The 20,988-nt window shown below is 65.5% G+C and carries 23 protein-coding genes and 1 pseudogene; 17 read left to right on the top strand and 7 right to left on the bottom strand.

What is annotated here, in order from left to right; genetic code table 11:
• Nucleotides 1–381: 381 nt before the first annotated feature.
• Nucleotides 382–1,437, top strand: a complete 1,056-nt coding sequence (locus tag ACWCP8_RS10065) for an HNH endonuclease (protein WP_451115248.1) — start codon at nt 382–384, stop codon at nt 1,435–1,437.
• Between the two features lie 172 nt (nt 1,438–1,609).
• On the opposite strand, the gene ACWCP8_RS10060 is transcribed toward ACWCP8_RS10065, so the two are convergent.
• The 4 genes and pseudogenes from ACWCP8_RS10060 to ACWCP8_RS10045 all read right to left on the bottom strand — a co-directional run bounded on the left by ACWCP8_RS10060 (nt 1,610) and on the right by ACWCP8_RS10045 (nt 5,988).
• Nucleotides 1,610–2,284 carry a DUF4145 domain-containing protein gene (locus ACWCP8_RS10060; RefSeq protein ID WP_451115246.1) on the bottom strand — a complete coding sequence of 225 codons (675 nt, stop codon included), beginning with the start codon at nt 2,282–2,284 and terminating at the stop codon, nt 1,610–1,612.
• A gap of 753 nt (nt 2,285–3,037) precedes the next feature.
• Complete coding sequence (locus ACWCP8_RS10055; protein WP_451115346.1) at nt 3,038–4,744, bottom strand: tetratricopeptide repeat protein; 1,707 nt, start codon at nt 4,742–4,744, stop codon at nt 3,038–3,040.
• A gap of 294 nt (nt 4,745–5,038) precedes the next feature.
• Nucleotides 5,039–5,551 (bottom strand): annotated as a pseudogene (locus ACWCP8_RS10050) (NB-ARC domain-containing protein); the annotation flags it as partial.
• 146 nt (nt 5,552–5,697) lie between these two features.
• Nucleotides 5,698–5,988 carry a hypothetical protein gene (locus ACWCP8_RS10045; RefSeq protein ID WP_451115244.1) on the bottom strand — a complete coding sequence of 97 codons (291 nt, stop codon included), beginning with the start codon at nt 5,986–5,988 and terminating at the stop codon, nt 5,698–5,700.
• Nucleotides 5,989–6,715: 727 nt separating this feature from the next.
• Between ACWCP8_RS10045 and ACWCP8_RS10040 the strand changes: the two genes are divergently transcribed.
• Together ACWCP8_RS10040 and ACWCP8_RS10035 are read left to right on the top strand one after the other, a co-directional pair.
• A complete protein-coding gene (locus ACWCP8_RS10040; protein ID WP_451115242.1) occupies nt 6,716–7,162 on the top strand; it encodes a GntR family transcriptional regulator in 447 nt (148 codons plus the stop codon).
• Nucleotides 7,163–7,173: 11 nt separating this feature from the next.
• Nucleotides 7,174–7,740 (top strand): HD domain-containing protein, encoded by a 567-nt coding sequence (locus tag ACWCP8_RS10035; protein WP_451115344.1) that lies wholly within the window; start codon nt 7,174–7,176, stop codon nt 7,738–7,740.
• Here the strand turns inward: ACWCP8_RS10035 and ACWCP8_RS10030 are convergent.
• Nucleotides 7,728–8,201 carry an NUDIX domain-containing protein gene (locus ACWCP8_RS10030; protein ID WP_451115240.1) on the bottom strand — a complete coding sequence of 158 codons (474 nt, stop codon included), beginning with the start codon at nt 8,199–8,201 and terminating at the stop codon, nt 7,728–7,730. The two genes, ACWCP8_RS10035 and ACWCP8_RS10030, sit on opposite strands and share 13 nt — an antisense overlap.
• On the bottom strand, nt 8,198–8,968 hold the full coding sequence (locus ACWCP8_RS10025) for a helix-turn-helix domain-containing protein (RefSeq protein ID WP_451115238.1): 771 nt from the start codon (nt 8,966–8,968) through the stop codon (nt 8,198–8,200). The genes ACWCP8_RS10030 and ACWCP8_RS10025 overlap by 4 nt, the downstream gene beginning before the upstream one ends.
• Before the next feature lie 673 nt (nt 8,969–9,641).
• Between ACWCP8_RS10025 and ACWCP8_RS10020 the strand changes: the two genes are divergently transcribed.
• From ACWCP8_RS10020 to ACWCP8_RS10010, 3 genes are read left to right on the top strand one after another with little or no spacing between them, the layout of a single operon-like run.
• On the top strand, nt 9,642–9,911 hold the full coding sequence (locus ACWCP8_RS10020) for a DUF6284 family protein (protein ID WP_451115236.1): 270 nt from the start codon (nt 9,642–9,644) through the stop codon (nt 9,909–9,911).
• Entirely contained in the window at nt 9,908–10,234 is a 327-nt protein-coding gene (locus ACWCP8_RS10015; RefSeq protein ID WP_451115235.1) for a DUF6303 family protein, read from the top strand. The genes ACWCP8_RS10020 and ACWCP8_RS10015 overlap by 4 nt, the downstream gene beginning before the upstream one ends.
• On the top strand, nt 10,231–11,094 hold the full coding sequence (locus tag ACWCP8_RS10010) for a protein spdB (RefSeq protein ID WP_451115233.1): 864 nt from the start codon (nt 10,231–10,233) through the stop codon (nt 11,092–11,094). Before ACWCP8_RS10015 ends, ACWCP8_RS10010 begins: the two co-directional genes overlap by 4 nt.
• Nucleotides 11,095–11,283: 189 nt before the next feature.
• Here the strand turns inward: ACWCP8_RS10010 and ACWCP8_RS10005 are convergent, their stop codons facing one another.
• A complete protein-coding gene (locus ACWCP8_RS10005; RefSeq protein ID WP_451115231.1) occupies nt 11,284–11,613 on the bottom strand; it encodes a hypothetical protein in 330 nt (109 codons plus the stop codon).
• 251 nt (nt 11,614–11,864) lie between these two features.
• Here ACWCP8_RS10005 and ACWCP8_RS10000 point away from each other — a divergent pair, with 251 nt between their 5' ends.
• The 11 genes from ACWCP8_RS10000 (at nt 11,865) to ACWCP8_RS09950 (ending at nt 20,306) form a co-directional block, all read left to right on the top strand.
• Nucleotides 11,865–12,197, top strand: coding sequence for an RRQRL motif-containing zinc-binding protein (locus tag ACWCP8_RS10000; RefSeq protein ID WP_451115342.1), 333 nt, complete (start codon nt 11,865–11,867; stop codon nt 12,195–12,197).
• Between the two features lie 9 nt (nt 12,198–12,206).
• Nucleotides 12,207–12,776 (top strand): hypothetical protein, encoded by a 570-nt coding sequence (locus ACWCP8_RS09995; RefSeq protein ID WP_451115229.1) that lies wholly within the window; start codon nt 12,207–12,209, stop codon nt 12,774–12,776.
• 66 nt (nt 12,777–12,842) lie between these two features.
• Nucleotides 12,843–14,951, top strand: a complete 2,109-nt coding sequence (locus ACWCP8_RS09990; protein WP_451115227.1) for an ATP-binding protein — start codon at nt 12,843–12,845, stop codon at nt 14,949–14,951.
• Nucleotides 14,952–15,154: 203 nt separating this feature from the next.
• Complete coding sequence (locus ACWCP8_RS09985) at nt 15,155–15,613, top strand: hypothetical protein (RefSeq protein WP_451115225.1); 459 nt, start codon at nt 15,155–15,157, stop codon at nt 15,611–15,613.
• A gap of 6 nt (nt 15,614–15,619) precedes the next feature.
• Entirely contained in the window at nt 15,620–15,796 is a 177-nt protein-coding gene (locus tag ACWCP8_RS09980; RefSeq protein WP_451115223.1) for a hypothetical protein, read from the top strand.
• Nucleotides 15,797–15,809: 13 nt separating this feature from the next.
• Nucleotides 15,810–15,941: a hypothetical protein gene (locus tag ACWCP8_RS09975; RefSeq protein WP_451115221.1), complete on the top strand. Its 132-nt coding sequence runs from the start codon at nt 15,810–15,812 to the stop codon at nt 15,939–15,941.
• Nucleotides 15,942–16,026: 85 nt separating this feature from the next.
• Nucleotides 16,027–16,932, top strand: a complete 906-nt coding sequence (locus ACWCP8_RS09970) for a bifunctional DNA primase/polymerase (protein ID WP_451115219.1) — start codon at nt 16,027–16,029, stop codon at nt 16,930–16,932.
• On the top strand, nt 16,929–17,285 hold the full coding sequence (locus tag ACWCP8_RS09965; protein ID WP_451115217.1) for a hypothetical protein: 357 nt from the start codon (nt 16,929–16,931) through the stop codon (nt 17,283–17,285). The genes ACWCP8_RS09970 and ACWCP8_RS09965 overlap by 4 nt, the downstream gene beginning before the upstream one ends.
• Nucleotides 17,282–18,457, top strand: coding sequence for a DUF3631 domain-containing protein (locus ACWCP8_RS09960; protein ID WP_451115215.1), 1,176 nt, complete (start codon nt 17,282–17,284; stop codon nt 18,455–18,457). Before ACWCP8_RS09965 ends, ACWCP8_RS09960 begins: the two co-directional genes overlap by 4 nt.
• A 391-nt stretch (nt 18,458–18,848) precedes the next feature.
• On the top strand, nt 18,849–19,064 hold the full coding sequence (locus tag ACWCP8_RS09955; protein ID WP_451115213.1) for a helix-turn-helix domain-containing protein: 216 nt from the start codon (nt 18,849–18,851) through the stop codon (nt 19,062–19,064).
• A gap of 69 nt (nt 19,065–19,133) precedes the next feature.
• Nucleotides 19,134–20,306, top strand: a complete 1,173-nt coding sequence (locus ACWCP8_RS09950) for a site-specific integrase (protein ID WP_451115211.1) — start codon at nt 19,134–19,136, stop codon at nt 20,304–20,306.
• The last annotated feature ends 682 nt before the right edge of the window (nt 20,307–20,988 follow it).

Below are 20,988 nucleotides of genomic sequence, written 5' to 3'. Positions count from 1 at the left end.
AGCCTTGATGCTGCATGGGCTGTCCGTGGTTGTCCGGGGAAGACCGTCTGATGTCGTGCTGGGTGGCTCCCAATCTGGCTCCCAGGAGCCACCCAGCGGCCCAGACTCCCCTGAGAACCAGACCAGACTCCACCAGAGGCTGAGCGTCGGGCGTCACGCCAAGAAGGTCCGCGGCTGCTTCTTGTTGCGCAGGAACTTGTGCTGGCTTGCAGTGGCCTCGGCCGATTTCCATAACAGCAGCACAAAGCGGAGGTGGAGGGGTCGTCAATGGTCGTCGATGGTCACCGTCGGCTGCCCTCCGACGGCCCAGAGACGGCCCGGGAAGGGGAGCGAAAACGTGGCCCACCGCGGTTGTCAGTCTCGCCCCATACACTCCCGCCCATGGCTAAGGGAGCGATCTCACGGGACGACATCCTCAAGACACTTGAGGAGTATGACGGTCTGGGACGCGATGCGTTCCTCGACCTCTACGGCTACAGAGAGGCGAGTACGTACCTGCTCGTGCACAACGGGAAGGAGTACGTCGCCAAGGCCATCGCCGGAGTGGCCCACAAACACCAGCATGGCACGCCCCTCACGCACAAGCAGCTCAGCGGCAGCCTGGGACACGCAGTGGACTGGCTCAAGCGTGAAGGCTTCGTCATCGTGGCGTCGCGCAACCCGAAGTGGACACGGGACGAGCTGATCCTCGCCTGTGACGTCGTCGTACGGAACGGATGGGAGGGCTTGTCCGCGGAGGACCCCCGGATCGCAGAGCTCTCACATCTGCTGCAACTGCTTGCCGCCTACCCGGAAGAGGAACGGGCAGCCACCTACCGCAACAACAACGGAGCGGCACGCAAGACCTTCGACATCGCGACGCATCACCCGGACTACACGAAGAAGCGCACCAACGGGGGTCGATTGGATCGGGAAGTCCTGCAGGACTTCCGCGACCGGCCGGCAGAGATGGCCCAGGCTGCCCACCTGCTGCGCGAAGGCCTGAAGCACGGAACCCTTGACCCGGTCCTGCCAGAGGACGATGACGATGATGCCGAGGACGAGGCGAGTGCACCCGAGGGACGCGTGCTGTATCGGCGGCACCGCACACGGGAACGCAACAAGGGGCTCCGGCAGAAGAAGATCGCTGCGGTGCTGAAGTCAGGGGGCATGCTCGCCTGCGAGGCGTGCGGGTTCGACTTCGCGGCGGTCTACGGCGAGCGCGGCGAGGGCTACATCGAATGCCACCACGTAGTCCCGCTGCACGAGGCAGGCGAAGGAACAACAAAGCTCTCTGACCTCGCGCTCATCTGCTCAAACTGCCACCGCATGATCCACCGCACGGCGCCGTGGCCCACACCTGCAGAACTGCGGGCGCTCGTTCGACGACAGGCCTCGGAACATGGGGCTTCGATGCCGGGTCCCCGCATGGCGAACGAGCCCATCACCCGCACGTAGCCGCTCCGCCAAACACGGCGCCCTCAAGCGGGCTGCCTCTCAAGCCCCCTACCAGTGGAGAAACCGTCGGTAGCGGGCTCCTTCGCGCTCAGGTACTACTTCGTCTTGTCGCCACTCCTGGGGACCTCGGTCTTCGCTGGTCTGGGCACTGGTCGACGGGCCCGGACCGGCTTCACGTCATGCTGGCTGCGCTGCCGGCAGGCGGTGCTGATCGACGCTTCTGGAACTCTTCGTACTTGGCGGTGAAGACATAGATGTAGTCGAGCAGGGCTTCAGCAAGCTCCAGAGCATCCTTGGCGTCCTCCCTGCTCACTGATTCCTTGCTGAAGTGCGCTCCCTGGTTGCCGAGGACACGAAGGGCTTGGGCCCAGTCAAAGAGACGCCCTTCGATCTTATTGGCGTCGCGTAGCTCGCCAAGCGCCTGAAAGAGAACCTTCTTAGCCGTGCCCTGGTCAACGCACATACCCTCAAGGGTTCGCCGAACCATCACTGCGGTGGCGGTGTAGAGCTTGGCGCTGAAGCACGCCCGCGCCTCGCGCATCTCGCGTGCTATCGCGCGGGGAATACTCGGGCTCAGTGGCCCAGACGAATCGCTCGGCCACTCTCGAATCGGGTCGCCCCAGCCGAAGTCGCCAGCCGTCATGCCACCAGACTGCACCAGGAGTTGAGGGGAGCGGCATTTGTCGCATGCCACGAGCGTGTAGAGCGTGGGCTCAAAATCGTCTTCACCTTGCGGCAGGAGCTCCCATGTCCCTCGCTGTGTGCCAAGGGTAGGTGTGTCGCAGTACGAACACTGGATCAGCATTGGGGGCAGTGAGGCGTCGCCCCACGCGTTCGCGGTCGCCATTCCCGGAGCGTAGCCGGAAGTACCGGTCGGTGGAGTCTAAATGGGCGAGTCAGCTCCTGAGCAATCTTCAAAGCCGTCGTGGCAGCGATGTCACCGGGGGTTTCAAATCCCACACCTGCCGCAGATGAACCGCCCCTGAGCCGATAAATCGGTTGGAGGCCGCTCTCATGTGCACTTTCTGTCAACCAATTCCCCGTCAGTTACCGGTCGATCGGGCACCGCAGGGGCTCGGACACCTTCTGATCCGTAGCTCTAGGCGGAACGGTCAGCGACGGCCATACCGGCCGTTACGAGGCCCCAGTAAGACGGTAGCGAACGGGGACGGTTGCTGTGGTTGCGGTACTGGGCTGCTGTACAGCGGTTCCACGGGTCCGTGAGGTACTCACACTCGCCTTGTCGTCCAGCCAGAGCGCGGACAGCGATAGAAGTCTTCCCACCTCGTCAAGGCGCCTCGCTCCGCTCGCCACGCGGTCCCCAGCTCACCGCCCAGGCCTGGCGCTCGTGCCTTCGGCCCGCTCTGGCAGCAAGGGCCATTGGTGGGGAGAAATCTGCTGGGGCGGGGGCGGTCGGCCCCACGGCTTTAGCCACCTCCCCGGTTTGGGGTCGAGTAAGACCAGGGGGCCACTCGTTCAAATTCCGGTAAGGATCACAGCCTGCCCGAGATGCCGGCCAGCGCACGGCCCCCTGATCATGCTCGACCCCAAACCGGGCAAGACACCGGCCAAACCCGCACCACCGACTGAGGCTGGCGCTTCATACTTCAAGGTCCTCGATGTGCTCCCGCGTGTGTTGCACATCGGGATGATTTTCTCCCAGTACACGTACTTGCTCGGTAAGCAGAACTCGAAAGGCAACCAGCGCCCCCTCGAAGTCTTCCATTTCTAGAAGATGGTACGCAAGGACGTCGCGAGCTCTCAACACGCGGCCGTCATCAGGCCCGTGGATTCGCAGCCTGCTTGCTAGCACCCTTCGATACACGGGAAGAGCGGCCTGGAGATCACCTGACCCATCTAGCCATGTTGCATAATGCTGCAGCATATCAATTGTAAGAACGTGGTCCGACCCCAAACACTCCTCACACTCCTTGACAAGATGAGCGAATTCCTCCAGGGCGGACTCGACGTCTCCCGAAGCTCCCTTCCAATGGGCAAGCAAGCCGCGAGCATCTAGGGTTTCTGTATGCTGCGCGCCGTAAACGTTGGCACACTTATTCAGAATATCCTCACCGACTGCAATTGCATGTTCCACATCGCCGACCAGCCCCAGGGAATTTACAAGGCGCCATTGATGCTCAAGCACTTGAGGGTGTTCATCTCCAAGCGCCCCCTTTTCGTCATCGACGAGTTCCCGGAAAATAGCAGCTGCTTTCGACGGACGGGCATCTGCAAGGTACCATCGCCCCAAGTGGGCACGGCTCGAGAACGTCTCTGCGTTTTTTGATCCATGCGTTCGGGCGACATCAGAGACTATCTCCTCCAGCATTCGGATAGCGCCTTCAACGTCTCCGGACTGGCCAATCGCTTCGGCCAGGTGGAGATGGGTGTGTCGTGTGTGAGGGTGCTGTGATCCGTAGATCTCGACTTCTTCAGCTAGAAGTTCTTCGCATGTTGCAATGGCGCCAGGAAAGTCCCCATCCGCACTACGCGCTGCCGCAAGCCGACGCCGGGTGTCTCTAGCATCCTCATGGTCCGCTCCCTGGATACGGATCCTATCGCGCAGCAAATCCTCGAACTCCCGAACAGAGCCATGCGTATCTCCGGAGGCGCACATCGCGTCCGCTAATGAGCTGCGAGCAAGCAGAGCGAGGCTGTCATCCGGCCCGTACATATCAGTTGCGTCGTTGACCACTGACCGATACTCCGCCACCGCAGCGACATCATCCGTAAACTCCAATGCGCCAGCCAACTCGAGGCGAACAAAAATCAGATCCGAGTGACCGGGGGTACTCGACTGCAACTTGGAATGAAGCTCGGTGAAGTGTGCTACTGCCGCCGTCGGGAAACCGGCCTCCAAAAGACTTTGCCCAAGGCGAATCAAAACATCATGGCATGAATCATCAAATAGCAACGACCCGGAATTTTGATAAAGCGCCTCAGCGTTAGATCGAAGCGTCTGGGCAAATTCTGAGTGGACTTCATCCGCCGACCACAATTCGAGCAGACCATCTGCGGCCGCTTTCGCCGCATCCTGGAGTTCGACGACTTCGCAGTCCTCAATGATTGCTCGCTGCACCAAAGAATGAATATGAACAACGGGATCGGGTGTTCCTACTCCCGCCTCCAAGAGGCTTAGGCGGTGCAGGTTGCGCAGAGTAGCCATTGCTCGAACTTCATCGCCAGCAGAGCGCCCCGCAGAGCCAATACTTTCTTTTCCGGGTATGAATTTATTTAGATATGCAGTTGCCGCTCGACCAGTTAGGACGCTTTCAGGAATTCCGTTCGGGTCTAGAGTGGCAGCCATGCGTAACATTGGGCGTGCCATCCCTCGCGGAGAGAGTAGGTCTGCCTGCTCGATAGATAGGGACCAAGTTGCTGCAACGGTCGCCCGGTGATCGTCTGGAAGGCTTTCAAAATCCGGAAGCAGTTCAGACAGTGCGTTGCGACGATCCGATAGGAGGCTTCGATAGTCTGCGCAACTAAGATTGAAGTCCACAACGTATGCCGCTGCTTGAGCCAAAGCTAATGGGAGATATCCGAGTTCTGCGGACAGAGCCGAGATTTCGGCGATATCGTCCGAGCGGACATGCGCCGACAATTTGGATTTAAGGTAATTCGCAGCCTCGGTCGGACTAAAAAGACCAACCGGAATATGCGTTCGTCTCGATCCTCCAAGAGCAGCATCGCGACGCCGTGTAGTAACCACTACTCGGCCGCAAGAATTAGGTTGAGGCCAGAGCCCTCGAAGAGTCGCGGGACTGTCTACATCGTCTAGGACGACCACCCACGCCTTCGTAGTGGTTTGCGCCCAAGCCAAGAAGAGTTGTGCAGCTTGTTCGGAATCTTCCAGATCGACTCCAGTAATGACCCCAATAGCCTGTGCATAAACAGACTGAACTGACTCGCGACTGCTTGCTGATGACCAAACCACGACTTCGACGCTTTTGCGTGCCAGGATTTGCCTGACGTAATGAGCTGCAATCTGCGTCTTACCAACTCCGCCTGCGCCAACGAGCAGATGGAATCGACTTGGATTATCACTGTTGTCCAGCGTTCGATTTATCTCATCGATCTGATCTCGATGTTGAAAACAGTCAGCTTCCCGAGGCATAGCTCCAATCAACATGGGCCGATCGGGCATTTTGCGGTCTTGGGTTGTTACGAGTTGCCCTATGTATCCGGCTGCAACGCCACCAGCAAGCGCCACAACGGATGTCTCGGCTGCGATCTCGGGGCTCTGATAGGTGCCGGAGGCGGTCAGCCCTCGCTCGCCGCCGGCTTTGGGGGGTTTCCGAGGTTCACGCCCCCATCGATGTTCAGCACGCCGCCTGCCATCGAACCGGTCTCAGCACGAACAGTGAGATCTCCGCTCACAGCCAGCCCGCGCGGACCCGCATTCGTACCGCCTTGCGCGAGTGAGCCAAGCGCGGAAATTTCGCGCATCCACTCAACGGCTTCGGTCTGCTCCTCTGGAGGCAACTCGTCAATGAAGTCCTCGAATCTGGCTTGCCAGGATGCTTCGAGACGTGTGCGCTGAGACTCGCTCACTTCGGCTTGCACAAGGTCTGCCGCAGTACGGTCCAGTCGCTCAAGTACCACCTGCTGCCGCTCTACACTCCCGCGACCTAGTCGTGCCGCGACGCGACCTCGCACAACAGTCCAAAGGTCTGTTCCCACTGCCTGGACCACTGCGGTTCCGCCCGCCGCGGCGACGGCTACCAATCCCTCTGTCAGCATCCCCCCACCTTCCCGTGACACCAATCAGAGTGCACGGTACTAGCGAACAGCGCGGCAGGTTTAGGGATTTCTCGAATGAGTGTGCACTTATTATCCGCCAGGAGCCTCACGTCGCGGTACGGCCGCCAGCCATGGAAGAGACGTGTGAGGAGGCGTGTGCCCAACTGGACCCCGGACCGATGCCCGAAGGCGGAGTGGGCGCCTCACCCACTGTGCCAAAAGCGTGCCAGAACGAGGAGGCAGCGATGTGCGCATCTGCGGCGTCAGCGCCGAGCGGGCCGAAGGTAGGAGCGCGGGCGCAGCCAGAGCCGGGAAGCGCGCCCGGCGGAGCGGAGCTGGATGCCTTGATGATCTAGGGAAAGTACTACCGCGGTGGCTTACAAGCCGATCTGCGTGCTTTGCAGCTACCGCGCTGCACTGGCCGCGGCGCCACCTGAGACGAACGGCCTGAGCACGCGGCTCGGGAGCAGCACTGATGCGTTGCCGAGCGCCATGGGACGCTTGGCACCAGAGTGATGGAGATGCGAGAGGAGCCCACGTGTCGGAAGCCAGTCCGCGCGGCACCTACCTGGTCATCGCGGAGGCACTACGCAACGGGATCGAAGAGGGCGAGCTTGTCGATGACCTGCCGTCCGAGGCGGAGCTCGGGGATACCTACGGTGTCGCGCGCAACACGGTTCGCCGCGCTCTCAAAGTGCTCGAAGCGGAAGGCGCGCTGGAGTCCGCACCAGGCGCCGGCTGGCGCGTGGCTCGGGGTGGAGATCGGCGGACCCTCGTGGAACGAATGATTGCCGTGATCGAAGAAGACTCGCTGACGGTGGGGAGCGCGTATCCGTCGGAGGCGAAGCTCTGCGAGAGGTTCGGTGTCTCCCGCACCGCTGTGCGGCGGGGCCTTGCTCAGATGGAGGGGACGGGATTGCTTGCCACGGTTCATGGCAAGGGGCGCACTGTGCGCGCTCTCCCGGCTTCTGCCGGCCGGTCGTAGTCTTGGCCGCCATGGGACTGAATGAGTGGGCGTACTCGCTCTCCGAATCGCTGCTGTCCGATTCGCTGCCGCGGAGGTGGGCGCACTCCCTCGGGGTTGCCAAGCGGGCTCGGGCGCTTGCCTCGGTTCTCGGCGAGGACGCGGAGCTCCTGGAAGCCGCCGCGGTGCTCCACGACATCGGGTATTCGCCCGAGCTGGCCCTCACAGGATTTCATCCGTTGGACGGCGCCCGGTTCCTGCGCAGGCAGGGGGCGGACGAGCGGGTCGTTCGTCTTGTGGCTCATCATTCCTGCGCCGTCCTGGAAGCTGAGGAACGCGGACTCCGAGAGGAGCTTGAGAGCGAGTTCGAGCTTGAGCGCCCCGAGCTGGTGGACGCCCTTGTGTTCTGCGACATGACGACGACGCCGGATGGCGTGGAGACGACACCATCCGAGCGGCTGGACGAGATCGTGAAGCGGTACGGCCCGGACAGCATCGTGGGCCGCTTCATCCAACGGGCGGCCCCGGAAATCCACGCAGCCGCAATGCGAGTCGAGCGGCGGCTCTCGCTGGTCAAGGCCGCTGATCAGCCGATGTAGGGCTCACGCCGTGAGTCGTCCAGGCCGTGCGCGATGCGCAGCCGCATGGACGGGTGGATGTCGAGACCGCTGAGGTCCGCTGGATCTATCCAGCGGACCTCTTTCGATTCACGGCTGGTACGTAGCGAACCACCGACCGGGTGAGCGCGGAAGCAGATCGAGAACTGCTGGCGCACCTCGCCGTCGTCGTATGCGATCACGTGGTGCGGGTTGGTGTAGAGGCCTACGAGGCTGTCCACCTTCACAGCAATCCCGGTCTCTTCCGCCACCTCGCGGACGACGGTGCCGGCCACGCTCTCGCCAATATCGTGGCCACCGCCCGGCAGCGCCCACAGATCGTTGTCGGTCTTGTGGATGAGGAGTAATCGTCCGCTGTCATCGCGGACGACTGCCGTGACCGAGGGAACGACCGAGTTCGCCTCGGGGGCGGATGGGTCGTTGTAGTGGTCGATTCGGCTCATGTGCCCTGACCTCCGATGTTGTCGGGCTTGGAGATGGGCCGGGCGGACTCCCAGACGCGTTCCACGCTCTCAGCGTAGGCGTCGAACAGCTCTCCCCCTGGCACACGTTGGAGGTGCAGAACCGGGGCCATGTACGCGCCGACGCCGTACAGGTGACCGTTGGCCAGCATCTCGTCGTCTGCCCTATAGATCGAGTTGTAGAGCGTTGTGGAATGCAGGCGGAACTCGACACCCGGGAGCCTGAAGAGTGAGCCGTAGTTGAGCAGGGCGTTCCGAATCTTGCTGGCCATGGCTGGGCCGATGCCCTCGTCCGAACCACGTGCCGCAACGGCGGCGCAGTCCGGATCTCCGAGCATGAACCGGATGGAGACGCCGGCTGCGGACTTCTCTTTCACGACTTGGTGAAACGCGGCGTCTTCAGTGAGCCAGAAGCCGGAGTACACGAGTACGTCGAAGTGGTTCCTGGCCTGCGCATACAGTTGCGGCCATAGGCGGTTCGGTACGACGGAGCGATGCGGGTACAGCTGGACAAGTTCAGCGTTTCCAGCCTCAGTTACCTCGGCAGATGTGCGCTCCTCCTGCCACAGATACGACACCTCAGATTGCAGTAGCGATGCCGTGGCGTACTGGAACCTGCGATAGGGCTTGCGGTTCGGTTCGCTGATCCATCGCTCAACGGTCTTGGCTGACACGCCTAACCTAGTCGCCACTTGATCGAGCGTCAGGCCGCTTTCAGTGATCGCTCCGCGGAGCCTCTCGTTTGCCATGTCGTGCTCTCCCCCGCTGGGACGACTTGGGACGACTTCACCGTAGCGAAGTCGTCTGCCAGTCGTACACGAGCGGGGTCGATCGTCTTTGGCTTCGGCGCCAGTCTGGAAGCACATCGAGCAAGAGGGACAGCCGAATCGCTCAGCCAACGGGCTTGACGGCGCGAACCCCTCTCTGCATGATGAGGAACATGTAATACATGTTCCTCATGGGTGTCGCTTTGGCATCGATGGGCGAACGCGCACTTCTGTCGCACCGCTCAACAACTGCACAGCGTGATCCACCGCAGCGCGACGGCCGTGACCGTTCCGGCCGAGGCGAGTGGAGATCAGCCGATCGAGACCGGGCCCGGAGTCACAACCGGGCCCCACCCCTCCGTGTGGGGGACACACCATCGGCTCTAAAGAACCGCTACGGCACACCTTCGAAACTGCGACAACTTCCGGGATCTCGGAACTCTCCGGAACGAGCAGCGCCGTAGCGAACACGAGAACCGAACCCTGCACCAGCGCTCACGGTCCCCGGCATTCGCCCCGCTGTTTTGGCGGGCGGCGGTGTCGGGTCGCCGTGGTCGCTCGTAGCCATGAACGACCCGTAGACGGCACGCGGCCCCGGTGGGCAAACACCGGGGCCGCTTTCGAGCCGTACCACCTGCTAGGGAGAAAACGACTCATGAAGACCATCGCTGCACTTCAGAACCTTGTTACGGCGGCCTCGCTTGAGGGTGAGCCGTCGGACGCCGAGCTGGACGCGATCGAGCTGGAGATGCCCGTTATCCGGGCGGAAGTCGAGTTGCTGGACGCGCAGATCATGACGCTGGATCGCCCGGTGTCCGAGGTGGACGCCCGGCGCATCCGCCGTGCCCGCCGCAGGGTCATGGCGGCCCGGCGGGACCTGGCCAACCGCACGGTCGGCGCGACGGTGTCCGGGGGTGCGGCATGAGTAAGCAGATCCTCGGAGCGCACCTGTCGTTGCGTTGCTGCGGTACCACGATGCCGGAGGTGACGGCCGGTCCGTGCTGGCAGGTGTTCGTTGCCATGACCGGGCTGGTCAGTGAGTGGCCCACCTACACGTGGCCGACGTCCTCCCAGATCCCGACCTCCGATCAGCGCCTGGAGGCACTGACGGAACTCGGGTTCACGCTCGCCGACGGCGCCGACTGGGAGTGGACGGAGGGCACCGGGCCGGAGTACCACCCGCACCCGGTGCGCGTCGCACTACTGGCCGCGGCCAAGGTCCGGCCGCTGGACGGGGGTGCGGCATGAAGGCCAAGACCGTTCTGCCCGCCGTCGCGATGACGGCGGTGTCCATGGTGCTCACCCTGGCCGTGGTCGTGATGTGGCTCGGCACGGCGATGCCGTGGCCCGTCGCGTTGGTCGTCGGTCTCGGGATCGACGGCGGGTGGCTGGCCACCCTCGCCTACGAACGGCGTCTGGCCGCGCAGGGCGACCACAGCACCCCGGTCACCGCCGTCGGCTGGTCGTTCGGCCTGATCGCGACCGGCGTCCTGATCGCCCACGCCCTGACCGCCGAGGAGTCCACCGGCGCGTGGCTGGCCGTGGCGTGGCTGCCGATCGCGGCCAAGGCGCTGTGGCTGGTCCACGGGCTGTGGGAGCGGACCGCACTCACCGGTGAGGCTCTGGACGCGATCCAGGGCATCCAGCAGGAAGCCCGCGACGAAGCGGCTGTGGCCCGCGCCCGGTTGCGGGCTGAGGCGGCCACGGAGGAGACGCGGCTGACGGCCGTGACGCAGGCCGGTGCCCGCGTCGCGCACGTCCAGGCAAAGACCGCCAACACCCTCTCCCGAGCCTGGTCGACGCTGGAGGAAGCGCGGGAGGGCGAGGACACCGGACGGGCGCTGACCAGCGTGACGACCCGCGTCACACCCGGCGTCACACCCCGCTGGGAACTGCCGGTCTGGGGACCGACCGAGCCGGTTTCGGCGTTCGCCCTGGAGACGGCCGGCGCGCTCACCGATGAGGCGCTGGACGCGCTCGTCGACCGCATCCGGCACAGCGAGACGCCTGCCCTGTCCTACCGGGAGATGGCCACCCGCTTCCGGGCTGCGGGCCACTCCGCCTCCGAGGTCCGCCTGCGGGCCGCATGGAAACGCATGGTGGCGTGATGGGGGCACTGCCAATTGGAGTTCCAGCGGGTTCGATGGGTCCTTCGCCGAAGGCATCCATGCAAGCGACCAGGTGAGACAGCGGATCGGCGTGGTTACACGACTGCGTCGAGTTCTCGCAGGTAGAGGCAGATTCCGTGAGGAGATCCAGCATGTTGCGCATCCATGCAGGAATCCGGAAGCTGCTGCCTAGTCAACCCAGTCCTCCATGTACCGGTACCGGTCCAGCCCAACGGCTGAGAACTCGTCCGTGGCCGCACCTGCCACTGCACCGAGCCGCCTGAGCGCTCGTGAGATCGAGCTGTCCGTCTGGAGCGGACCCAAATCGAGCGCTCCTTCCGCCCAGACTGCGGCCCGTTGTTCGCCGGCACCACCGAAGTAGTCGGCCTCTACATAGGCAACCGGCCCTGCCGTCGACCACTCCGCGAGGACCTGGTCAAAGGCTCCCGGCAGTTTCCAGAATCCCAGCGGTCGATCAGTGCTGCCGTCCGTGACGGAGTCGAAGAGCTCGTCGGTCATCGGCATCAAGGCCAGGCCTTGCCCAAGGGGGGCCACCCGAGCGGCAGCCAGGTCCTGTGAGGCGGCTCGAAGCAAGCCATCCCCGGCTATCACTGCCTGCAGTTCGTACCCCACCCCAGAGCCCTCCTATGACGATCGGAGATCTCATCGTGCCGTATCGGCCCACGCGGAACCCGCGTGCCACCCCACCTGGGAACGGACACCCCACTGGCCGGTTCCCGTCAGGACAGCCTTCGGATCGCGCGAACCCGCTGGTTTCCGTCTACCGGTGGCGCCTGGCCCCGGACGGGTACGCCACTCGCCGTCAGCTCCGTGCCCTCGGGCTTCGGCCCGGCGGTCAGGACGTGGCCGCCGAACTTCAGCGGCCCCGTAAGCGGCGTGGCCCGCTGGTGGCCTACCTCTACCGCATCGACCTGGCCAAGCCGGTCCGTCCGATGACGCCGGGCCGCCGGGCTGCTCTCGAAGCGGCGATGGCCGCGCGCCGTACCTGCCCCAACTGCCGCCGCGATGTCGGGTACTGCATCCCGCGTTCGCTCGGCATGTGCGTTGCCTGCTCCGACCTGGACGCCGAGTCCGCCGCCTGAGCTGCGGCGATGAACGGAGACGTAGTGAAGCTGACCGTCAGCACACACAAGCTGCCCGGCTACCGCGCCACCCTCCGCACCGCCAAGCACCTGACCGAAGAGGCCGTCAGGGTCGTGGAGCGGTCCGTGGCCGGCCGGATGCCCGACGTGCAGGTCGTCCTCACCTCGGAGCGGTACTTCGCCGAGGTGGCCACGGCCGCCGAGATCGAGACTGCCGGATGCGTGGACAAGCGGGTCCAGTCCCGTGCGCTGCGATCCGCGAAGAAGCTGGCCGGCGAGACCGCCGCCCGCGCGATCCCGCTGTCCGACGGTGGGGTGCTGATCGTCGTCAACGTGGACCAGCACCCCAACGAGGCCACGTTCGCCATCACGCTCGTGCACGAGCTGGTCCACGCGATGCAGACCAGCCGCAAGGGCGTCCGCGACCGGCTCATCGCCGCACTGTGCAACGACCTCGGGGTCGAGCGCCTTTCGCGCCGTCAGTCCCGTGAGCACGACCGGCTGCTGGAGGCCGAGGAGCGCGAGGCGTACGGGGCTGAGCACCTCGCCGGCCGCCTCGTCCCGTCCGCCGCCGCCTGACCTTCCGGCGACCCTCCCCCATTCTTTCGCCCCCGGGTTCCGGGGGCGGTCAGGAGTGCTTCCGTCATGAGTGAAAACGTCGTCCGCCTCTTCAAAGCGACCACCCCCGCCCCTGAGGCCGCCCCAGTGGCTGCTGTAGCAGCGCCCGTCGCTGACAGTGCATCTGTGCCGCTGTGGGAGCGTTCCGCGCGGGGCGTCCGCACGATGGCCACCCACGAACACACCAAGACAGCCTGCCGCGCCGCTGCCCGCCACGGCCTCTACGTCCTCGGTGGCACGAGGATCGTGGCCCGCCGTACCTGGGAGGGCCGCACCGCCTCCCGCTACGAACGCCTGCTCCGTGCCGCCGAAGCCGCGGGAAACATGGACGCCGCAGCCGAGTGGGAGGAGCGCGGGCGGCAGTTCCGGCAGGAACGCCACCGCCGCCGCATGGACCTGCTCACCGCCCCGCTCGACGCGGCCAAGGGCATCGCGGCCGGCGCCGGGATCGGCGCGGGTGGTCTCTTGATCCTGGGCATCATGCTCGCCGTTGCGAACAAAGACTGGACCGACATCGCGGCGCCGACCATGGCCGTGATCGAACTGGTCCGCTGGATCGTCCTCATCATCACCGTGACCTGGGGACCGCTGGTCACCCTCGGACCGTGGGTGGCCGTGCTCGGCCTGTGGGCCGTGGGCAAGCACCAGCAGGCCGCACCCCAGTGGGCACTCCCGGCCAACGCCCGGAACGGGGAGGAGCCGATCACTCCGTCCATCGTCGTCCTGGCCCTCCGCAACCTGGGCATCGCTCCGCTACGGAACGCCATCAAGGAGATGGGCGACGCCGGCGCGTCCATGCTCGGCCCGATCCGGATCGCCGGATGCGGCGTCGAGGTGGACGTGACCCTGCCCTCCGGTGTCGCCACCAACGAGGTGCAGAACCGGCGGCGCAAGCTCGCCGAGAACCTGTCCCGGCACGAGCACGAGGTGTTCATCACGATCCCGGAAGCGGCCCGCACCGTCCGGTTGTGGATCGCGGACAGCGGCGCGTTGGACGAGCCGATCGGCCCGTCCCCGCTGGTCACCGACCAGACGATGACCGCGAACTACAAGACCGGACGGGCCCCTTGGGGCCAGGACCTGCGCGGCGACGCAGCGGCCCTGAGCCTCTACCAGCGCCACCTGCTCATCACCGGCCTGTCCAACCAGGGCAAGACCGCAGCACTCCGGGCCCTGGCCCTGTGGCTGGCCCTGGACCGCACGGTCGAGTTCCGGCTTGCTGACCTCAAGGGGGCTGGGGACTGGAACATGTTCGACGGCCTGGCCACGGTGCTCATCCAGGGCCCGACCGACGACCACGTCGTCCAGGCCACGGAGATGGTCGAGGGTGGCGTGAGCGAGATGGAGCGGCGTCTCCAGGCGCCGCCCGGCACGGTGTTCCCGCCGCTGGTCCTGATCGTGGATGAGGCACAGGTGGCGTTCATGTGCCCGGTGGTCGACGGCGAAAAGCGGCCGTACGGCGGGTCGAAGGCGACGTCCCGGTACTTCATGGCGGTGCGCAAGATTCACAACCAGGGGCGTGCGGTCAACGTGACGCTGTGGGAGGGCACGCAGGACCCCACGGACCAGAACCTGCCCAAGCTGGTCCGCGAGGGCGCCCACACCCGCGCTTCGCTGGTCCTGGGCACGGAGTCGCAGGCACGGATGGCCTTGGGTGACAAGGCTGTTGAGGGAGGGGCGGCTCCGCATCTGCTGCGTCAGGGCCTGGACAAGGGAACGCTGGTCGTCGCGAGCGACGGCATCGAGATCCCCGCCGGCCAGGCATCCATCACCATCCGCACCCACTACGTCGACGACGACCAGGCCGTCGAGATCGCCAACCGCGCCCGGGCCCTGCGCGACGGCGTCACCACCCTCCACGTCATCGAGCGCGACGAGGACCGTGACCCGCTCGCCGACATCGCCACCGTCATCGGAGACACGAACCGCGTCTTCACCCAGGACGTGCTGCAACGGCTCACCGCCCTGTCCGAAGACGCATACGGGAAGTGGACGCACGCCGACCTCAAGCGGGTCCTCGACGGCACCGGGGCCGAGCCGTACAAGTCCGACGGCCGCATGGTCGTCGGCCGCGACCGCATCGCCCGCGCCCTCACCAACCGCGACACCGACGGTTCCACTTCCGCCTCCCGGTAGAGGGAAGCGCACCCCCGGCAGGCCAGGGAGGCAGGGAGAACTCCCTCACCGCCTCCCTGCCCCGCCTCCCTGGCCTTGACCTGCACAAATGATGTTCAGGGAGTCAGGGAGTCACCCCAGCTCAACACCCCCGACACCCCTCCCGCGCGCCTCCCGATGGGGGTGCCTCCGCCTCCCTGACCCAGCAGAGGAAGAGATTCCGCATGTACCCCGAGAACACCGCCCACCGGCTCACCGAGCAGGCCGTCACCATCCACCAACCCACCCCCCTCGCCACCATCCCGGCCGCACCTGTCATCCCGATACAGCCCGGCGTGGTGCCGGCCGTGACGTCCATCGTCCTGCCCGACGGACGGGTCATCACCGGCTACGCCATCGCCCCCAGCCAACCCGAACCGGTCACGGCCAAGCCGGTCGTCTCCCGCGCGGCGGTGAACATCGCCCTGGGCGGGATCGGGTTCGGTGCCGTCTGCGGCGGACTGGTCCTGCTGACCACGTTCATCGCCGCACTCGCGGCCCTGGTCCAGCAGCTCATCATCCTGGCCGCCGTCATCTTCGGCGGCTGGATCGCCGTCCAGGTCCTCACCGCCACCAACCAGCGCGGCGCGACAACGGTGAACATCCGCAAGGCCGTCATCAAACGCAACCACTTCCACGGATGACCAGCCGTGGCCGCCCTCCTCGACTGGCGAGACAACCGGCACTTCGACCCGCACAGGGACCTGCCCTACGTGCTCTGCGGCAGGCCCACCCCGATGCGCTCTCACGACCGCGAGCCGGTCCACAAGGTGTGCGCCGAGGACTGGCTCGACCAGAACCCCAACTCCAACCGCTTCCACAACTGACCCCGGAGGACCCATGGACGACGACGAGTTCATCGACTGCGAGCTGTGTGACCCCAACGACGACTCCGAGCCGTACCCGTATCCGCACTGCTGCGCCTGCGGCGCCGACGGCAGCGGAAAGTTCCCCGACTGCACCTGCGAGTAGCTATGTCGAGGGCGGCCCCATCTCACGCCAATGAACCGGGGCCGCCCTCGTCCAGCACGCCACAACAGAACTGGAGGCATTCAGCATGACCCATGAACGCAAGACTGCGCTGCTCTGCGCAGCCTTACGGGCAGCCGATCGCGGTTGGTACGTCCACCCTCTGCGCCCCGGCGGCAAAGCCCCCGCACTGCACGGAGAGGAACACTGCACCGGCACCGGAGGCTGTGCGGCCGGTCATCAGAAGTGGGAGCAGCGCGCCACCCTGGATACCGACCGTATCCGTGGTGCGTGGGCGGTCCGGCCGTTCAACGTCGGTCTCGCGCCGGGCCCGTCGGGGCTGGTCGTCGTGGACCTCGACATGCCCAAGCCTGAAGACGATGCGGACACACCTTCCGGTGTGGATTCCTTCAAGGCGCTCTGCGAGCGCGCCGGACAGGCCGTTCCCACCACCTACCGGGTGCGGACTCCCAGCGGTGGAATGCACCTGTACTTCACCGCCCCCACCACAGTTCGGCTCCCCAGCAGCAAAGGGAAGCTGGCCAAGCGGATCGACACCCGGGTATGGGGCGGCAACGTCGTCGCCCCTGGCAGCACCATCAACGGCCAGGCATACGAGGTCACCGACACCGCCCCCGTCGCTGAGCTTCCCGCATGGCTGCTGGCCGCCCTTACGCCCGGCCCGCAGCCCGCACAGCCGGTACGCATCCGCGTGCCCCGGTGCGGCAACCGGGCCGCCGAAGTCGCCCTGGAACGCGAGACCGTGGCCGTTGCCACCGCACCGGAGGGCGACCGCAACGAGCAGCTGCTCAGGAGCGCCCGCGCCGTGGGCCGTTTCGTCGCATGGGGCGACCTGCCCCGGCACGAGGTGGAGCAGGCTTTTCAGGTCGCGGGTGAGTCGGCCGGACTGTCGGCTGCCGAGTGCCGCTCCACCGTGCGCAGCGCCCTCAACTGGTCCATTCGGACCTGCCGGCCGAGGGAGACCGCCGCATGAGCCGCCAGCCACGCCCGGACCTGAAAAGCCTTCCTGCCACCCCTACCGGCCCCGGCATCGCCGAACCGGCACCGGCCGCATCCGGCAGTAGCGCGCTGAAGGTCGTCGGCCGGCAGGCCGTCCCCATTGCTGTTCTCCCTGGCCCGCGGACGCTCACCGTGACCAGCTTCCGCCCCGGGCTTCATCTCCGAGGGCTGGAGCGGGGCGGGTTCCCGATCGCCGACTGGCTGTGCGCCTGTGGCCACCACGAGCGCGCACGGGGCCGCAAGGCGGTCACAGAACTGACCACCCGTGTACGCGTCGGGCAGTGCCCGCACCGCGCCCCCGCAGAGCACAGGAGGAACGCCGCATGAGCGCGCAGCAGATCACGGGCCCCCTCGACGGTGCGGCCCTGCTCAATGAGGTGGAGGCCTTCCACCGCCGGTTCAACATCTTCCCGCTCGAAGCCGCGTACGTCGCCGTGACGTTGTGGGACGCACACGCCCACCTGCTCGACTGCTTCGACGCCACCCCCCGCCTTGCGTTCCTCTCGCCGGAACCGGCCAGCGGCAAGAGCAGGGCGCTGGAGATCGTGGAAACCCTTGCCCCGTATCCGATGGTCGCGGTCAACGCCTCCGCATCCGCCCTCTTCCGGGCCGTCTCCGGAATGGATGCGCGGCCCACGATCCTCTTCGACGAGATCGACACAGTGTTCGGCCCCAAGGCAGGGGAGAACGAACAGCTGCGGGGTTTCCTGAACGCCGGCCACCGGCGCTCCGGCGTCATGTATCGGTGCGTCGGGGACGGCTCGAACCAGCAGGTGCAGGAGTTTCCCAGCTTCTGCGCCGTGGCCGTCGCCGGTCTCGGCACCCTGCCCGACACGATCCTGAGCCGGTCCGTCATCGTCCGCATGCGGCGCCGGGCTCCCAATGAGCAGGTGGATTCGTTCCGACAGCGCCACCACGAGGGCATCGGCCACGCGTTGCGGGACCGGCTCGCCGAATGGGCCGACAGCGTGCGGGAGAAGGTCGACGGGGCGTTTCCCGAGATGCCCGACGAGGTCACCGACCGGCCCGCCGACGTATGGGAACCCCTCCTCGCCGTGGCCGACGCGGCGGGCGGGGACTGGCCCAACCGGGCACGGGCCGCGTGCATCGAGATGGTCACCGCGTCCAAGGCAGACGACAAAGGGTCCACCGGAATCCGGCTGCTCACCGATCTGCGGGACCAGGTGTTCAACGGCATCGACCGCCTGCCCACCATCGCAATCCTCGACCGGCTGAACTCTCTCGACGAAGCGCCCTGGGCCGACATGGGCGGCAAGCCCCTCGACTCCCGGGCACTTGCCAAGATGCTCCGCGAGTACATGACCGCGGACAACAAGCCCATCGCCGCCCGCAACATCAAGACCGGCGGCAGCGTCATGAAGGGCTACTACGCCCGCGACCTCTACGACGCCTGGCAGCGGTACTGCCCTCCCCCCACTGAAAGTCCGCTACTTCCGCTACCTCCGCTACCGGCCAGCTCAGAGGCCCTTTCCAGGTAGCGGCAAGCCGCTACCTGTCCGCTACCCGCACCACCTTGCCGCTACCGGCCCGATGGCTCACCGCACCGGGCCGGCAGCGGTTTTGACGCTGCGCGGCTAGCGGGAGAGGACGTCGAAGAGGAGAGCACCGACCACCCACAGAGGGATCGCGAGAGCGACGAGCAACCCAGCTAGACAACCAAACGTCGTCAGTCGGGCACTGGTTCTCGCATGGTCGTCGCTCTCCTGCATGCCGGCATTCAACCGACTTCTATCCGCTACCGCTACCCCTATCCGCTACCTCGATCATGCCCCTGACCAGGGCGGTAGCGGAGGTAGCGGAGGTAGCGGACCTGACAGGGGGAGGGGCCAGCCCTTCCAATCGGCTGCATATCGAGGGAGACACACCTCCATGGACACGGCACCCACCGCATCCACCCCGCAGCGCCGACTCCACCGCGTTGAAGCCGCGGCCGAGATCCTCGGAGTGAAGCGCTCCACCGCCTATGAAGAGATCCGGCTCGGACGACTTCGGACCGTCCGCATTGGCCGCTGCCGGCGCATCCCGACGGAGTACATCGAGGACTACGTCGAACTACTCAAACGCGAGGCCCGTTCCGCGCACTGACATCAACCGCTCCCATCAGGGCCGCGTCCGCACGGACGCGGCCCGTGCGCGTTTCACGAAGGGTCATGCATGAGCGAGCCGACTGGTCACAGCCGCAAGGTGGCCAACGGAGAAGACTCGATCTACTGGGACAAGTCTAGGAATCGTTTTGTGGGCGCCGTGTCGCTCGGGTACACGCCCGCAGGTAAGCGAAACCGAGTGAAGGTGTCAGGGAAGACGAAGACCGAAGTTCGTCGCAAGCTCAGGGACCTGAAGAAGGACCTGGGTGCCGGTGTGAAGACGTCAGCGAGTTATACCGTTGCCCAAGCAGTGAATGACTGGCTCGACAAGGGCCTGAAGGGGCGAGACGAAACCAGCATCGGCACTTACCGGACGCTCGCGGAAACGCACATCACGCCCTACTTGGGTGCTGCCAAGCTCCGTGATCTGGACGCGGACGAGCTTGACGAGTGGTTGGAGGAGAGGGCCACCGTTCTGGCTACACAGTCCCTGAGAATGGTCCATTCGATCCTTCGCCGTTCCATCAGCCATGGACAGCGAAGGAACAAGGTCGTTCGGAACGTGGCCGAACTGGTTCAGGTACCGGAAGGCCGCTCTGGGCGCCCGAGCAAGTCGCTGTCGCTGGAGCAGGGGGAAGCGGTCCTACGGGCCAAGGAAGGCAGTTGGATCCATGCCTACGTAGTTCTATCACTTCTCGTAGGCGTCCGGCCCGAAGAGGCCCGGCCGCTGGCCTGGACCCACGTACACATCGACCCGGAGGAGGGGGAGAGGCCACACGTCGATGTGTGGAGGTCTGTGCGTCGGCACGGTGATACGAAGACTAGGCAGAGCCGCCGATCGCTGGCTATGCCCCAGCAAGCGGCCACTGTTCTACAGGGGTACAAGGCTCGGCAGGAAGACGCATGCACCGCCGTCGGCGCCCTGTGGACTGACAAGCGGCTTGTCTTCCCGACTGCGGACGGCGAACAGCGGAGCTCACTCAACGTGCGGCGCAACTTCAGAGCACTTCTCAAGGAAGCAGGCTTCGAGAATCCGCAGAATTGGACGACGCGGGAGCTGCGGACCAGCTTCGTCTCCCTGCTGTCAGATCACGGCATTCCCATCGAGGTAATCGCCCGTGTAGTCGGCCACAGTGGCACCAACATCACTGAGAGGGTCTACCGCAAGCAACTGCGCCCCGTGATCTCTGAAGGCGCCGAAGCCATGGACAACATCTTCAGTGCCGAGCCTGACGATGACTGACAGTGCACCGGAAACCTCTGATCGAGGCGCCGTGGCTCCCACTTTGGCTCCCCGCCGGCCGCGTGCGCTTCTTGGCAGGCCCCTGACCTGCGCTGGAGGGGCTGAGACGCTCATGAGGACTGTTGTGGCGGGCTTAAGGAGCGTCTAAGAGGGGGCTCAGGAAAGTCCACCGGTGGGCCTCTGTCAGCAGCCTCGATGCTGCAGGGGCCGTCCGTGGTTGTCCGGGGGAGACCGTCCGATGTCGTGCCGGGTGGCTCCCCAGCTGGCTCCCCGGGAGCCACCCAGCGGCCCTGACCCTCTGAGGGCCAAACTCCGACCACGGTCAGGGGAGTCGGGCACTCACGCCGAGGGCGACGGACGAAACCGCCCCGCCACCACCGGAGCGATGGTGACGGGCATCGGAACGTCCAGACCGAACCGGCCGCCCGGGGGCGTGAGGGACTCCACCGGACACGGAACGGAACCAGCCCCCCGAGGGCGGCGACCGGCCGTGCGGACACAGCGGGGAACCAGCGTGTCCAACACCGTTCGGGACACGCGACTGAGCATGGGCCCTGGCAACAGGACTCGCTCCCGCTCAGATTTTGGGAACGGTTGAGGAGGTAGACCTCGGTCCACGGACCCCGTCGCCCGCTGCACCAGGTGCGGACGCATCCGGACCGAGCAGAGCGCCGCTGCGTAG

The organism is Streptomyces sp. NPDC002206 (assembly GCF_053593595.1).
Note: the sequence above shows the minus strand (reverse complement) of the source record. Positions and strands in the feature narration are given on the sequence as shown.